This window comes from Rhizobacter sp. Root1221 (assembly GCF_001425785.1).
In the GTDB taxonomy this organism is placed as follows: Bacteria; Pseudomonadota; Gammaproteobacteria; order Burkholderiales; family Burkholderiaceae_C; genus Rhizobacter.
On the sequence record NZ_LMDI01000001.1, the window covers coordinates 400,909 to 415,869 of the forward strand.

The following is a 14,961-nucleotide window of genomic DNA, read 5'->3' on the forward strand; positions in this document are numbered from 1 at the left end:
GCCCTGATGAACGTGCTCGACACCCCGACCGTCCTGACCCGAAACGAGGAGGCGCAATGGGTGGCCGTGCTGGCCGCGTTGACGGCCCTCCGCAAGGGAGACGCGGCGGTCCGGCTGCCGTTGCAGTGGCCTGGCGTGGCCGGCAAGGTCGCCGATGCCTTCAACGACGTGGTCGAGCAGAACGCCGCCATGGCCGAGGAACTGGCCCGGCTGCGCCAGGTGGTGGGCAAGGAGGGCAAGCTCAAGCAGCGGGCGTCGCTGCGCGAGGCCCGCGGATTCTGGGGCGAATCCATCGACTGCATCAACGCACTGATCGACGACCTGGTCCATCCCACGAGCGAGGTGGCCCGGGTGATCGGTGCGGTGGCCCAGGGCGACCTGAACAAGAGCATGGCCCTCGAGGTGGAGGGGCGCCCGCTCGAAGGCGAGTTCCTGCGCACGGCCAAGACCATCAACACCATGGTGGCCCAGCTCGGCGACTTCTCTGCCGAGGTGACGCGGGTGGCCCGCGAAGTGGGCACCGAAGGCAAGCTCGGTGGCCAGGCCAAGGTCAAGGGCGTGGCCGGCACCTGGAAGGACCTGACCGACTCGGTGAACTCGATGGCCGGCAACCTGACCGACCAGGTGCGCAACATCGCCGACGTGACCACCGCCGTGGCCAAGGGCGACCTGTCCAAGAAGATCGACGTGGACGTGAAGGGCGAGTTCCTCACCCTCAAGAACACCATCAACACCATGGTGGACCAACTGCGGTCGTTCGCCTCGGAAGTGACCCGCGTGGCTCGCGAGGTGGGCACCGAAGGTTCGCTCGGCGGCCAGGCGCGGGTGGAGGGGGTGTCGGGCACGTGGAAGGACCTGACCGACTCGGTGAACTCCATGGCCGGCAACCTCACGTCCCAGGTGCGCAACATCGCCGACGTGACGAAGGCGGTGGCCGCGGGTGACCTCTCCAAGAAGATCACGGTGGACGTGAAGGGCGAGATCCTCGAGTTGAAGAACACCGTGAACACGATGGTGGACCAGCTCCGGTCGTTCGCCGCGGAAGTGACCCGCGTGGCCCGCGAGGTGGGCACCGAAGGCAAGCTGGGCGGTCAGGCCGACGTGCAGGGCGTGGCCGGCACCTGGAAGGACCTGACCGAATCGGTGAACTTCATGGCCGGCAACCTGACCTCCCAGGTGCGCAACATCGCCGAGGTGACCACCGCGGTGGCTGCGGGAGACCTCTCCAAGAAGATCACGGTGGACGTGAAGGGCGAGATCTCCGAGCTGAAGAACACCATCAACACCATGGTGGACCAGCTCCGCTCCTTCGCCGCGGAAGTGACCCGCGTGGCCCGCGAGGTGGGCACCGAGGGCAAGCTCGGCGGCCAGGCCGACGTGCAGGGTGTGGCCGGCACCTGGAAGGACCTGACCGATTCGGTGAACCTGATGGCGTCGAACCTCACGAGCCAGGTGCGTAACATCGCTGACGTGACGAAGGCCGTGGCCGCGGGCAACCTGTCCGAGAAGATCACGGTGGACGTGAAGGGCGAGATCCTGGAGCTGAAGGCCACCATCAACACCATGGTGGACCAGCTGTCGTCGTTTGCCGCCGAGGTGACCCGCGTGGCACGGGAGGTGGGCACCGAAGGGCGGCTGGGCGGGCAGGCCCAGGTGACCGGCGTGTCCGGCACGTGGAAGGACCTGACCGACAACGTGAACTTCATGGCCGGCAACCTCACGTCGCAAGTGCGCGGCATCGCGAAGGTGGTGACCGCGGTGGCCGACGGTGACCTCAAGCAGAAGCTTACGGTGGAGGCCAAGGGCGAGATCGCCGCCCTGGCCGACACCATCAACAGCATGACCGACACGCTGGCCATCTTTGCCGACCAGGTGACCACTGTGGCCCGCGAGGTGGGCGTGGAGGGCAAGCTCGGTGGCCAGGCCAAGGTGCCGGGGGCCTCGGGCACGTGGAAGGGGCTCACCGAAAACGTGAACGAACTGGCCGCCAACCTGACCACCCAGGTGCGTGCCATCGCCGAGGTGGCCACCGCGGTGACCCAGGGCGACCTGACGCGGTCCATCACGGTGGACACGCAGGGGGAGGTGGCGTCGCTCAAGGACACCATCAACGAGATGATCCGCAACCTGAAGGACACCACGCAGAAGAACACCGAGCAGGACTGGCTGAAGACCAACCTGGCGAAGTTCACCCGCATGCTGCAGGGGCAGCGCGACCTGGTGGCCGTGGGGCAACTGATCCTGTCCGAGCTGGCGCCGGTGGTGGGGGTGCAACAGGCCGAGTTCTACGTGTTGCGCATGGGGGCCGAGGTGCCGCGCCTGGAGCTGTTCGCGAGTTACGCGTCGGGCGGCCAGCAGATGCACGGAAAGCAGGTGGCGCTCGGCGAGGGCCTCGTGGGGCAGTGTGCCCTCGACAAGCAGAAGGTGCTGCTCACCAATGTGCCATCCGCGGCCTTCCGCATCGCGTCGGGCCTGAGCGAAAACGCCGCGCTCGACGTGCTGGTGCTGCCGGTGGTGTTCGAAGGGGCGGTGCGGGGCGTGCTGGAGCTGGCGTCGCTGCAGCGCTTCAACCCGGTGCACGAGGCCTTCCTCACGCAGCTGACCGAGTCCATCGGCATCGTGATCAACACCATCGAGGCCAACTCCCGCACGGAAGACCTGCTCACCCAATCGCAGTCCCTGGCGGAGGAACTGCAGAACCGCCAGCAGGAACTGCAGCAGACCAACGAGGAACTGCAGGAAAAGGCCCGGCTGCTCGCCCACCAGAACCAGGAGGTGGAGCGAAAGAACCAGGAAGTGGAGCAGGCCCGCCAGGCGCTCGAGGAAAAGGCCGAGCAGCTCGCGCTGACCTCGAAGTACAAGTCGGAGTTCCTCGCGAACATGTCGCACGAGCTGCGCACGCCGCTCAACAGCCTGCTGATCCTGTCCGACCAGCTGTGCAAGAACACCGACGGCAACCTCTCGCCGAAGCAGGTGGAGTTCTCGAAGACCATCCACGCGTCCGGCAACGACCTGCTGATGCTGATCAACGACATCCTCGACTTGTCCAAGATCGAGTCGGGCACGGTCGCGGTGGACGTGAGCGAACTGCGCATCGAGGACCTCACCCGCTCGGTCGAACGCAGCTTCCGCCACTTCGCCGAATCCAAGCACGTGGACTTCATCGTCACCGCCGGGGCGGCGGCGCCGAAGGCGCTGGTCACCGACGTCAAGCGGCTGCAGCAGATCATCAAGAACCTGCTGTCCAACGCATTCAAGTTCACGCACCACGGCCACGTGGCGTTTTCGATCAGCGGGGTCACCGAGGGTTGGGCGGCCGACAACGAAGGCCTCAACCGCGCGAGCCAGGTGGTGGCGTTCTCGGTGGCCGACACCGGCATCGGCATCTCGGCCGACAAGCAGCAGATCATCTTCGAGGCGTTCCAGCAGGCCGATGGCTCCACGTCGCGCAAGTACGGCGGCACCGGCCTCGGCCTGGCCATCAGCCGCGAACTGTCGCGCCTGCTCGGCGGGGAGATCCGGCTCGTGAGTTCACCGGGCTCGGGCAGCACTTTCACGCTGTACCTGCCGCTGAACTACTCGGTGGTGCGGCCGTCGCGCCAGGGCCGCCTGCCGGCCGCTGGCGATCGCCCGAGGCCACCGGCGCAGGCCTCGCCAGGCGCAGTGGCGATGCCGTTGCCGCGCGACGAGGAGGGCGAGGACCCCGCATCGGTGGTGTTTGCCAACACGGCCGACGACGACCGCAACGACATCTCGTCCGGTGACCGCGTGCTGCTCATCGTCGAGAACGACCTGGCCTTTGCCAAGGTGCTGCTCGATGCGGCCCGGCTCGCCGGCTTCAAGGGCCTCGTGAGCGGCACGGGCGCGGGTGCGCTGACGATGGTGCGCGAATACCACCCCGCGGCCATCACGCTCGACATCTTCCTGCCCGACATGCAGGGCTGGCGGGTGCTCGCCCGCCTCAAGACCGACCAGGCCACGCGCCACCTGCCCATCTGCGTGGTGTCCACCGACGAATCTCGCGACCGCGCGCTGCACCTCGGTGCCGTCGGGTTCCTGGCCAAGCCGCTGCAGTCGAAGGATGCGGTGGACGTCGCGGCACGCGAGTTGTACCGCTACGCGGACCGCGACAGCCGCCGGCTGCTCGTGGCCATGCCCGTGTCGCCGCAGCGTTCGGACTTCCTGTCCCGGCTCGACGACGGCATCGAGACCGTCGTCGTCGAGGACGCCGAGGCGGCGCTCCGGTCGCTTGCCACCGTGGATGCGGTGGTGGTCGATGCGGACCTGAAGGACTTCGGCCCGGAAGACGTGATCGAGGCGATGGAGAAGCGGGGCGGCGTGTGCCCGGTGGCCGTGGTGCTGCATGCGCCCCATGGCAGCTACGACAGCCCATGGCGTGGCGTGGCCGGCCGTTTCGCGTTGCGGCAATCCGATTCCTGGGCCGCGACGCTGGCGCAGACCACGTCGGTGCTGCACCGCAACCCGGGGCGCATGTCGGAAGACGAACGGCGTGCGGTGGACGCGGTGCTCGGTGCCCACCGTGCGCTCGAAGGCAAGAAGGCGCTGCTGGTGGACGACGACATGCGCAACATCTTCGCGCTGGCCACCGTGCTGGACAGCGAGGGCATGGTGATCGTGTCGGCCGACAACGGCCGCGAGGCCATCCGCCTGGTGGAGGCCGACCCGAGCATCGACATCGTGCTGATGGACATCATGATGCCGGAGATGGACGGCATGGCGACCATGCGCGAGATCCGCAAGCTGCCGCGCGGGCGCGACCTGCCCATGGTGGCGGTGACCGCCAAGGCGATGAAGGGCGACCGCCAGAAGTGCATCGAGGCCGGCGCGTGGGACTACCTGGCCAAGCCGGTGGACCCGCAGCACTTGCTGGCCGTGCTGCGGGGGTGGCTGTGCCATTGAACAGCACCTTCGCCGAACTGGCGAACGACCCGGGCGAGCGCAGCGACATCCTCATCGTCGACGACATGCCCGAGAAGCTGCTCGTCTTCGAGACGGTGCTGGAGGAACTCGGGCAGAACATCGTGTCGGTGCGTTCGGGCAGTGCAGCGCTGCGCGAGATCCTGCGGCGCGAGTTTGCCGTGATCCTGCTCGACGTCAACATGCCCGACATCGACGGCTTCGAGACGGCCGGCCTGATCCGGCGCTACAAGCGCTCGGCGCACACGCCCATCATCTTCATCACCTCGTACGCCGACGACGTGCAGACCGTGCGGGGCTACGAGCTCGGTGCGGTGGACTACATCCTGTCGCCGGTCGTGCCCGAGGTGCTGCGTTCGAAGGTCAAGGTGTTCGTCGAACTCCACCTGATGCAGCGCCGCCTGCGGGCCCAGGCCGACGAACGCGTGGCCCTCGCCACGGCCGAGGCGGCGCGGGCGGCGGCCGAGGATGCCACCCAGCGCTCCGGCTTCCTGTCGCACGCGAGCAGCGTGCTGGGCGGCTCGCTCGACCTCGAGGTGGGGGCGAGGCAGTTCATCGACCTCGTCGTGCCACGCCTGGCGGACCGTGCCACGCTCGTGCTGCCCGACGACCGCGACGAACACACCCGGGTGTTTCGCGGCGAGGGGCAGCCGCTGGTAGTGACCGCGTGCGACACCGCAGCGCTGGCTGCGGACGAACACGACGCGATGGCCAGGGCCATGGCCGAGCGCCGCATCGTGCAGGTGGCACGCCAGTCGACCAGACCCGGTGGCTGGGGACCGCCTGCCGCCGCACTGCCGCTGATGATCGGCCAGCGGGTGCTGGGGGCCCTCTGGATCGACCCCGTGCGCCAGGCGGCCAGCGCGTTGCACTGGGGCACGCTGGAAGACCTGGTGGAGCGGGCCGCCATCGCGTTCGAGAATGCGCGGCTCTACCGCAGCCTGCAGGTGGAGATCGAGGATCGCCGCGCGGCGGAGGCGAAGCTGCAGGAGGCGAGCCAGCGCAAGGACGAGTTCCTTGCGATGCTGTCGCATGAGTTGCGCAACCCGCTCGCACCCATCCGCAACGCCCTGGAGGTGATCCGGCGCGTGGCGCCCCCCGATCCCAAGCTGTCGTGGGCCACCGACGTCACCGGCCGCCAGGTCAACCACCTGACCCGCCTGGTCGAGGAACTGCTCGACGTAGCCCGTATCAGCCAGGGCAAGATCTCGCTCCGCACCGAATTGCTCGACCTGCGCTCGGTCATCGCGATGGCGCTCGAAACCGCCCGCCCGGCGCTCGAATCCCGGGCCCACCGCGTGAGCCACCACGTGCCGGAAGGTGCGGTGTGGCTGCGCGGCGATCCGGCCCGGCTGGCCCAGGTGGTGTCCAACCTGCTGCACAACGCGGCCAAATACACTGAAAACGGAGGGGAAGTGGGCCTGTCGCTGGACGTGGCGGATGGGCTGGCGGTCATCACGGTGACCGACACCGGCGTCGGCATCGACCCCGATTTGCTGCCCAACATCTTCGACCTGTTCGAGCAGGGCAAGCGGTCACTCGACCGCAGCCAGGGTGGGTTGGGCGTGGGCCTGACGCTGGTGCAGCGGCTCGTGCACCTGCACAAGGGCGAGGTGACCGTGGCCAGCGACGGGATGGGGCACGGCTCCCGGTTCCGCGTGCTGCTGCCGTGCCTGAGCGAGGTGCCCAACAGCCCGGTGCAGTCCGAGCCGCCGGTGGCGCTTCGGCCGGTGACCGGTTGCCGCGTGCTCGTGGTCGACGACAACCGCGACGCCGCGTCCACCACCGCCATGTGCCTGGAGATTGCCGGCCACGAAGTCAAGACCGCGTTCGACGGACTGCAGGCGCTGGCCAGTGCGCCCGTGTACGCACCCGAGGTGGTGGTGCTCGACATCGGCTTGCCGGGCATGAACGGCTACGAGCTGGCCACGCGGCTGCGCCAGTTGCCGGAGACGGCCGGGGCGCTGATGATCGCCGTCACCGGCTACGGGCAGGAGGTGGAGCGCCAGCGCGCGTTCGACGCGGGCTTCGATGCCCACCTGATCAAGCCCGCCGAACCGGTGAAGCTCACCGAGCTGATCGCCCGGTGGCGCGACGCACCGCACGACACGGCGCACCGGGCCCGGCCGTTCACGGCTTGAACAGCGGGTCGGCGAAGCGGGAGTGGGCGGCGGCCGTGGCCCCGTCGCTGCAGCGTTCGGCCATCTCGATGGGGGTGCCGTCCGACACCAGTTCGGCGGCGAATCGGCGGCATGGGCCTGCCGTGGCGTCGCAGTCGAGCTCGCCGCGCGTGATGGCGTTGACGCGGTAGGGCAGCGGTGTGGCCTCGGGCGGCTGGATGGCCCGTGCGGCGTCGTCCAGCACGGAGCGCAGGTCGCGCACGCGGTCCGCCAGGTGGCTGCGGTCGCTCTCGGTGGGCATTGGCAGGTGGGCCATGAGCGTGGGTACCGGGCGCGTGGGGTCGGTGCCAGTCGTGTCGCAGGTCACCAGGCCATCGCCGCTTCGGGCGCGCACCGCCGCGTCGGTGAGCCGCCGGCTCAGCAGCACGCAGGCCGGCGGGTTCGCACGGAACAGGAACCAGGAGGTGTCGCTGCCGGTGTCACCGGCCGGCACACCGGCCTGCAGGTTGATCACGGTGCCTGCTACCCGGCGGCCCGGCACTTCACACAGCGAGGACAGGTGCACCACGGGGCAGATCCAGGCGGCCCGCGTGTCCGTGCACTGCCAGCCGCTCGATGCCGTCATGGACCGGGTGCAGACCAGGCCGGCATCGGCCAGTGCCCGGGCGGGCACTGGCGCCTCGAGGCGGTCGAACGCGCTTTCGGGTTGCAGCCGGAGCGGGGATTCCGCGTGGGGGTCAGGCACGGTGTGCCCGATCAGCTGCAACTGCTTGTCGGCGGCCCGCCAGGCGGCTTCGCGCCCGGCCAGCTCGGCCCGGCGTGCGGCTTCGGTGAGGTAGGCCGCATGGGCGGCCTCCACCTGCGGCCACGACCACGGGCGGCCCACGTCCAGTTGCCAGTTCAGGCCATGGCGCCGCACGAGGCCGCCGTTGTCCTGCAGCCCAAGCGTGCCATCGGCCAGGCCGATGAGCGTGGCACCGCGGCCGCGCCACGCCCCGGGGGCGGTGAGGCGGTCCTGCGGCGCGCCGGTGTCCCGTCCGTACAGGGCCATCAGCCAGGGCGCTTCGTCGCCCGGCCGGCTCACACGCAGCGTGCACTGGCCGGTGGCCGGGCGACGGTCCGTGAGCCGGGGGCCGGCCTCCGCTGCGGTGAGCGCGCGCAGTTGAACGGACCGCACGTCGTCGGCGCCCGGTGGTTCGACGTGGTGGTGGCGCGTGAGGCGGTCCCATTGGGTGGTGAGCGGCACCAGCACGAGCCAGGCGATCGCGAGGCCCTGCTGCACCCGGGGCAACGCCCCGTCGCGGCCATGCAGCACGAGCCCGCACACCACAGCGACGCCGGTACCGAGCGTGGCCAGCACGAGGGCGTTCCAGGCGATCGCGGAAACACGCCAGCCCGGCGTGTCGGGCCCCACCACGGCCACCAGCACAGCGGCCAGCGCCACCGCCCCGAACGCCAGTGCCAGGCCCAGGGGCCACGACGCCGAACGGCACCCGCTGCGCGTGGCGAACCAGGGCGCGAACAGGGTTTTCACGGCGAAGACGAACCCGATGAAGGACGCCGCGGCGAGCAGCACCACCCCGGTCTCGTAGGCATGGGCCTGCGCGGCAGCGGGGACGCCGGCGAGCAGTGCCGCGGCAAGGATTCGGGTGGAGGCGGTGGTCGGCGGTTCGTGGGCCATGGCATCGGGGAACATCGCGACCGCGGATTGTGGCCGAAGCCGGCAGGGGATTGGGCACCTCGCGGTGTGGCAAACTTCCCCGCTTTCCCGCTTTGCCCGTCCGAAGGGCCTTTTGTTTTGGACAAGATCCTTCTGCAGATTGCCGCCGAGCTGAAGTGCCGGCCGGCCCAAGTGAACGCCGCGGTGGAGCTGCTCGACGGCGGTGCAACGGTGCCATTCATCGCCCGCTACCGCAAGGAAGCCACCGACGGCCTCGACGACATCCAGCTGCGCGAGCTGGAATCCCGCCTCGGCTACCTGCGCGAGCTCGAAGACCGCCGCGCCGCGGTGCTCAAGAGCATCGACGAGCAGGGCAAGCTCACGCCCGAGCTGCGAGCCGCGGTGGAGGGTGCGCCCACGAAGCAGGAACTGGAAGACATCTACCTGCCGTACAAGCCGCGCCGCCGCACGAAGGGCATGATCGCCCGCGAAGCCGGCCTCGAGCCGCTGGCCGACAAGCTCTTCGCCGACCCCACGCTCGACCCTGCCGCCGAGGCACCGGCCTTCATCAATGCCGAAGGCGGTTTTGCCGACGCCTTCGCGGTGCTCGACGGCGTGCGCGACCTGCTCAGCGAACGCTGGGCCGAGGATGCTGCGCTGGTGCGCAAGCTGCGTGAGTGGCTGTGGGACGAGGGCCTCTTTCGCTCCAAGCTGATGGACGGCAAGGACGAGAACAACGCCGACGTGGCGAAGTTCCGCGACTACTTCGACTACGACGAGCCCATCGCCCGCGTGCCCTCGCACCGCGCGCTCGCCGTGTTCCGCGGCCGCACGCAGGAATTCCTGGATGCCAAGCTCGTTCTCGACGAAGAACTGCAGCCCGGGCAACCGTCGAAGGCCGAGGGCCGCATCGCGATCCACCTCGGCTGGAGCCACGCCAAGCGCCCGGCCGACGACCTGATCCGCAAGACGGTGTCCTGGACCTGGAAGGTCAAGCTGAGCCTGAGCCTCGAACGCGACCTCTTCTCGCGCCTGCGCGAGGAGGCCGAGAAGGTGGCCATCAAGGTGTTCGCGGAAAACCTCCGTGACCTGCTGCTCGCCGCACCGGCCGGCCCGCGCGTGGTGATGGGCCTCGACCCCGGCATCCGCACCGGCGTGAAGGTGGCCATCGTCGACGCCACCGGCAAGGTGCTCGACACCAATACCGTGTTCCCGCACGAGCCGCGCAAGGACTGGGAAGGTTCCATCCACACCCTCGGCCGCCTGTGCGCCACCCACGGCGTGAACTTGATCGCCATCGGCAACGGCACCGCCAGCCGCGAGACCGACAAGCTCGCGTCCGACCTCATCAAGCGCATCCAGCAACTCGCGCCGGGCACGCACATCGAGAAGGTGGTCGTGAGCGAGGCCGGCGCGTCGGTGTACTCGGCGAGCGAGTACGCGAGCAAGGAATTGCCCGACCTGGACGTGAGCCTGCGCGGCGCCGTGAGCATCGCCCGCCGCCTGCAGGACCCGCTGGCCGAACTGGTCAAGATCGACCCGAAAAGCATCGGTGTGGGCCAGTACCAGCACGACGTGAACCAGAGCGAGCTGGCGCGCAGCCTCGACGCGGTGATCGAAGACTGCGTGAACTCCGTGGGCGTGGACCTCAACACCGCCTCCGCGCCGCTGCTGTCCCGCGTGTCGGGCCTCAGCAACGCGGTGGCCGGCAGCATCGTGCGCTGGCGCGATGCCAACGGCGCGTTCCGCAACCGCCAGCAACTGCTCGACGTGAGCGGCCTCGGCGCCAAGACGTTCGAGCAGAGTGCCGGTTTCCTGCGCATCCGCAACGGCGACAACCCGCTCGACCAGTCCGGCGTGCACCCGGAGACGTACCCCGTCGTCGAGAAGATCCTGACCACCGTCAACAAGCCCGCGGCCGAGGTGATGGGCCGCAGCGACGTGATCCGCACCCTCAAGCCCGAGGCCTTTGCCACCGAGAAGTTCGGTGCCATCACGGTCAAGGACATCCTGAGCGAACTCGAAAAACCCGCACGCGACCCGCGCCCCGACTTCAAGGTGGCCCGGTTCAACGACGGTGTCGAGGACCTGAAGGACCTGCAGCCGGGCATGACCCTCGAAGGCACGGTCAGCAACGTGGCCGAGTTCGGCGCGTTCGTGGACCTGGGCGTGCACCAGGACGGGCTCGTTCACGTGAGCCAGCTGAGCAACAAGTTCGTCAAGGACGCCCGCGAGGTGGTCAAGACGGGCGACATCGTCAAGGTGCGTGTGCTCGAGGTGGACCTCGCCCGCAAGCGCGTCTCGCTGACGATGAAGCTCGACGCCCCGGTGGCGCCGCGTGGCGAACGTTCGGGCGACAACTCGCACCGGCCGGCCGCGCGCAACGAGCGGGTGGGCGGTGGTGGCCACCGCAATGCCGCCCCGGCCCAGCCGGCGGGCGGTTCGGCGATGGCCGCGGCGTTCGCGAAGCTCAAGCGCTGACACCTGCGCTTCATGAAGGCGCTGCAGATCCACGCCGGGCCGCGTGCGCTCGCACAGCTGCGCGAGCGTGGCCTGCGCCCGTCCGACGTGCGGGCCATCCCCGGCGCTGCGGGTGGCCCGAAGGGCCTCGTGCTCAACCCGCTCGACCAGTACCTCTTCGGCGACTGGCTGGCGGGCACCGGTCACCCGGTGCACCTGCTGGGCGCGTCCATCGGCGCGTGGCGCATGGCCAGCGCCTGCCTGCCCGATCCGGCTGCAGCCTTGGCCCGCATGGGCCACGACTACATCCACCAGGACTATCCCCACGAGCCCGGGCGCCGGCCCACGGCCCGGCATGTGTCCGAGGCGTTTTCGGGCAAGCTGGCCGAACACTTCGGTGGCCGCGAGGCCGAGGTGCTGTCCCACCCGCGCTTTCGCCTGCACGTGTTCACGAGCCGCGGGCGCCACGTGCTGCGCCGCGAAGGGCGGGCGTTCTCGAAGGTGACCACGCCGCTCGGTTACCTGGGCGCGTTTGCCACCAACGCGGTGAGCCGCCGCGCCATGGGCGCGTGGCTGGAGCGGGTGGTGTTTTCCGATACACGCGACCCCTTGCCGCTGCACCTGCGCGACTACCGCACCCACAGCGTGGCCCTCGATGCCGGCAACCTGGCGCCCAGCATCCTGGCCAGCTGCTCGATCCCGTTCTGGCTCGATGCCGTGCACGACATCCCCGGCGCGCCGCGCGGCGCCTACTGGGACGGTGGCATCACCGACTACCATCTGCACCTGAACTACGCCTCGATGGCCGACGGGCTCACGCTCTACCCGCACTTCCAGAAGACCGTGATCCCCGGCTGGCTCGACAAGGTGCTGAAACACCGCCACCGGGCGAGCAGCCACCTCGCCAACGTCGTCGTGGTGTCGCCCCGGCCGGAATGGATCGCCGCCTTGCCGAACGGCAAGTTGCCTGACCGGGCCGATTTCACGCACTATGGCGAGGATCTTGCTGGCCGCACGGCGGCGTGGACCCGCGCCGTGCACGAGAGCCAGCGGCTGCGCGACGAATTCGCCGAGCTCGCCGATGGCCGCCCGGTGCTTGCCGATCCCCTCTGACCCCTGAGACACAACCGCCATGGACCTCCCGACCCACCAACTGACGATGACGGTGCTGATGTCACCCGACATGGCGAACTTCACCGGGAACGTGCACGGCGGCGCCATCCTGAAGCTGCTGGACCAGGTGGCGTACGCTTGCGCGAGCCGCTATGCCGGGCGCTACGTGGTCACCATGTCGGTGGACCAGGTCACGTTCCGCCAGGCCATCCACGTGGGCGAGCTGGTGACGTTCCTGGCGTCGGTGAACCACACCGGGCGCACGTCGATGGAGGTGGGCATCAAGGTGATCACCGAGGACATCCGCTCGCAGACCGTGCGCCACGCCAACAGCTGCTTCTTCACGATGGTGGCCGTGGACGACGACCGCAAGCCGGTGGAGGTAAAGCCCCTGGTGCCCGAGACGGCCGAGGAAATCCGGCGCAGCAACGCCGCCCAGGTGCGCCGGCAACTGCGCCAGGAACTGGAAGCCCGTTACCAGGCCGTCAAGACCTGAAAGCCCCACGCCGGGGCGCTGCTGCACTACAATCCCCGCACATTCAACGAGCAAGAGCGAGAAAGGCACCCTGGTTATGACACCGCGAACTCCCACTGGCGAGGTACTCGTTTAGTCGGCCGCGGCTCGTTCGTCTTTTCTCGTTTGTTCTCGAAAGCGCGGCTCACCCCCGCGCTTTTTTGTTTTCCGGAGCTTTCCCCATGATTTCCGTTCAATTGCCCGACGGTTCCAAGCGTCAGTTCGACAACCCCGTGACGGTGGCCGAGGTGGCTGCGTCCATCGGCACCGGCCTCGCCAAGGCCGCGCTGGCCGGGCGCGTGGGGCAGGGCGATGCCGCCCGCCTGGTGGACACCAGCTACCGCATCGAGCAGGACACGCAGCTGGCCATCATCACCGAGAAGGACCCCGAAGGCCTCGAGGTGATCCGCCACTCGACGGCCCACTTGCTGGCCTATGCGGTCAAGGCGCTGTTCCCTGAGGCCCAGGTCACCATCGGTCCGGTCATCGAAAACGGCTTCTACTACGACTTCTCGTACAAGCGGCCGTTCACGCCCGAAGACCTGGGGGCCATCGAAGCCAAGATGACCGAACTCGCCAAGAAGGACGAGCGGGTCGAGCGCCGCGTGCTGCCGCGCGACGAGGCCGTCGAATACTTCAAGGGCCTCGGCGAGGCCTACAAGGCCGAGATCATCGCCAGCATCCCGGTGAACGAGGACGTGTCGCTGTACCGCGAAGGCCAGTTCGAGGACCTGTGCCGCGGCCCGCACGTGCCCAGCACCGGCAAGCTCAAGCACTTCAAGCTGATGAAGGTGGCCGGGGCCTACTGGCGCGGCGACCACCGCAACGAGATGCTCCAGCGCATCTACGGCACGGCCTGGACCACGAAGGACGACCTGGCCAAGTACCTGCTGATGCTCGAAGAGGCGGAAAAGCGCGACCACCGCAAGCTGGGCCGCGAGCTCGACCTGTTCCACATCGACGAACACGCGCCCGGCGTGGTGTTCTGGCACCCGAACGGCTGGGCCGTGTGGCAGCAGGTGGAGCAGTACATGCGCGCCGTGTACCGCGACAACGGCTACCAGGAGGTCAAGGGTCCGCAACTGCTCGACCAGTCGCTGTGGGAGAAGACGGGCCACTGGGGCAAGTACCGCGAGAACATGTTCACGACGGAATCGGAAAAGCGCGACTACGCGCTGAAGCCGATGAACTGCCCGGGCCACATCCTGATCTACAAGCAGGGCATCAAGAGCTACCGCGACCTGCCGCTGCGGTTCGGCGAGTTCGGCCAATGCCACCGCAACGAACCCACCGGCGGCCTGCACGGCATCATGCGCGTGCGCGGTTTCACGCAGGACGACGGCCACGTCTTCTGCACCGAGGCGCAGATCCTCCAGGAATGCGCCGACTTCACCACGCTGCTGCAGAAGGTCTACAAGGACTTCGGCTTCACCGACATCATCTACAAGGTGGCCACGCGCCCCGAGGCCCGCATCGGCACCGACGAGGCGTGGGACAAGGCCGAGTTCGCGCTCATGGAGAGCCTGCGCCGCTCCGGCTGCGAGTTCCAGATCGCGGTGGGCGAGGGCGCCTTCTACGGCCCGAAGATCGAATACACCCTGAAGGACGCCCTGGGCCGCCAGTGGCAGTGCGGCACCATCCAGGTGGATCCGAACATGCCGGAGCGCCTGGGCGCCGAATACGTGGACGAAGCGGGCGAGCGCCGCACGCCCCTGATGCTGCACCGCGCCATCGTGGGCAGCCTCGAGCGTTTCATCGGGATCCTGATCGAACAACACGCCGGCGCGCTGCCCGCGTGGCTTGCCCCGAAGCAGGTTGTGGTCATGAACATCACCGACGCGCAGGCCGACTACGCCCGGGAGATCGCGAAAACGCTGCAAAAACAAGGAGTTAGGGTCTCGGTTGATTTGCGCAACGAGAAAATTAACTATAAAATCCGCGAGCATTCCATGCAGAAGGTCCCGTTTCTCCTCGTCGTTGGCGACAAGGAAAAGGCAAACGGGGCTGTTGCGGTGCGCGCCCGAGGCAACCAAGACCTCGGTGTGATGCCCCTGACCGACTTCACCGAGAAGATCGCCAGTGACATCGCCCAACGGGTCTGAACGAGTTCCCGGGGCGCGTGAACACTATTTTTGGGCCCCATTGCCTTGGGGGCT

Annotated in this window: 7 protein-coding genes; 6 read left to right on the forward strand and 1 reads right to left on the reverse strand. The window is 68.5% G+C overall.

Features of this window, described 5'->3' with window-relative positions:
* Positions 1 to 6: 6 nt before the first annotated feature.
* Together ASC87_RS01660 and ASC87_RS01665 are read left to right on the forward strand one after the other, a co-directional pair.
* Positions 7 to 4,920, forward strand: coding sequence for a HAMP domain-containing protein (locus ASC87_RS01660; RefSeq protein WP_056655570.1), 4,914 nt, complete (start codon positions 7 to 9; stop codon positions 4,918 to 4,920).
* A complete protein-coding gene (locus ASC87_RS01665) occupies positions 4,917 to 7,079 on the forward strand; it encodes a response regulator (protein WP_056655573.1) in 2,163 nt (720 codons plus the stop codon). The genes ASC87_RS01660 and ASC87_RS01665 overlap by 4 nt, the downstream gene beginning before the upstream one ends.
* On the opposite strand, the gene ASC87_RS01670 is transcribed toward ASC87_RS01665, so the two are convergent.
* A complete protein-coding gene (locus tag ASC87_RS01670; protein ID WP_056655576.1) occupies positions 7,069 to 8,754 on the reverse strand; it encodes a hypothetical protein in 1,686 nt (561 codons plus the stop codon). The two genes, ASC87_RS01665 and ASC87_RS01670, sit on opposite strands and share 11 nt — an antisense overlap.
* Before the next feature lie 102 nt (positions 8,755 to 8,856).
* Between ASC87_RS01670 and ASC87_RS01675 the strand changes: the two genes are divergently transcribed.
* The 4 genes from ASC87_RS01675 (at position 8,857) to thrS (ending at position 14,907) form a co-directional block, all read left to right on the forward strand.
* Positions 8,857 to 11,199 carry a Tex family protein gene (locus tag ASC87_RS01675; RefSeq protein ID WP_056655579.1) on the forward strand — a complete coding sequence of 781 codons (2,343 nt, stop codon included), beginning with the start codon at positions 8,857 to 8,859 and terminating at the stop codon, positions 11,197 to 11,199.
* Between the two features lie 12 nt (positions 11,200 to 11,211).
* Positions 11,212 to 12,291, forward strand: a complete 1,080-nt coding sequence (locus tag ASC87_RS01680) for a hypothetical protein (protein WP_056655582.1) — start codon at positions 11,212 to 11,214, stop codon at positions 12,289 to 12,291.
* A 19-nt stretch (positions 12,292 to 12,310) separates the two neighbouring features.
* A complete protein-coding gene (locus tag ASC87_RS01685) occupies positions 12,311 to 12,787 on the forward strand; it encodes an acyl-CoA thioesterase (RefSeq protein ID WP_056655586.1) in 477 nt (158 codons plus the stop codon).
* 200 nt (positions 12,788 to 12,987) lie between these two features.
* Entirely contained in the window at positions 12,988 to 14,907 is a 1,920-nt protein-coding gene (gene thrS, locus ASC87_RS01690; protein WP_056655588.1) for a threonine--tRNA ligase, read from the forward strand.
* Positions 14,908 to 14,961: the final 54 nt, after the last annotated feature.

Coding starts and splice junctions, on each gene's coding strand:
- thrS (WP_056655588.1), top strand. CDS start 12,988: ATGATTTCCGTTCAATTGCCCGACGGTTCCAAGCGTCAGTTCGACAAC.
- ASC87_RS01680 (WP_056655582.1), top strand. CDS start 11,212: ATGAAGGCGCTGCAGATCCACGCCGGGCCGCGTGCGCTCGCACAGCTG.
- ASC87_RS01660 (WP_056655570.1), top strand. CDS start 7: ATGAACGTGCTCGACACCCCGACCGTCCTGACCCGAAACGAGGAGGCG.
- ASC87_RS01685 (WP_056655586.1), top strand. CDS start 12,311: ATGGACCTCCCGACCCACCAACTGACGATGACGGTGCTGATGTCACCC.
- ASC87_RS01670 (WP_056655576.1), bottom strand. CDS start 8,754: ATGTTCCCCGATGCCATGGCCCACGAACCGCCGACCACCGCCTCCACC.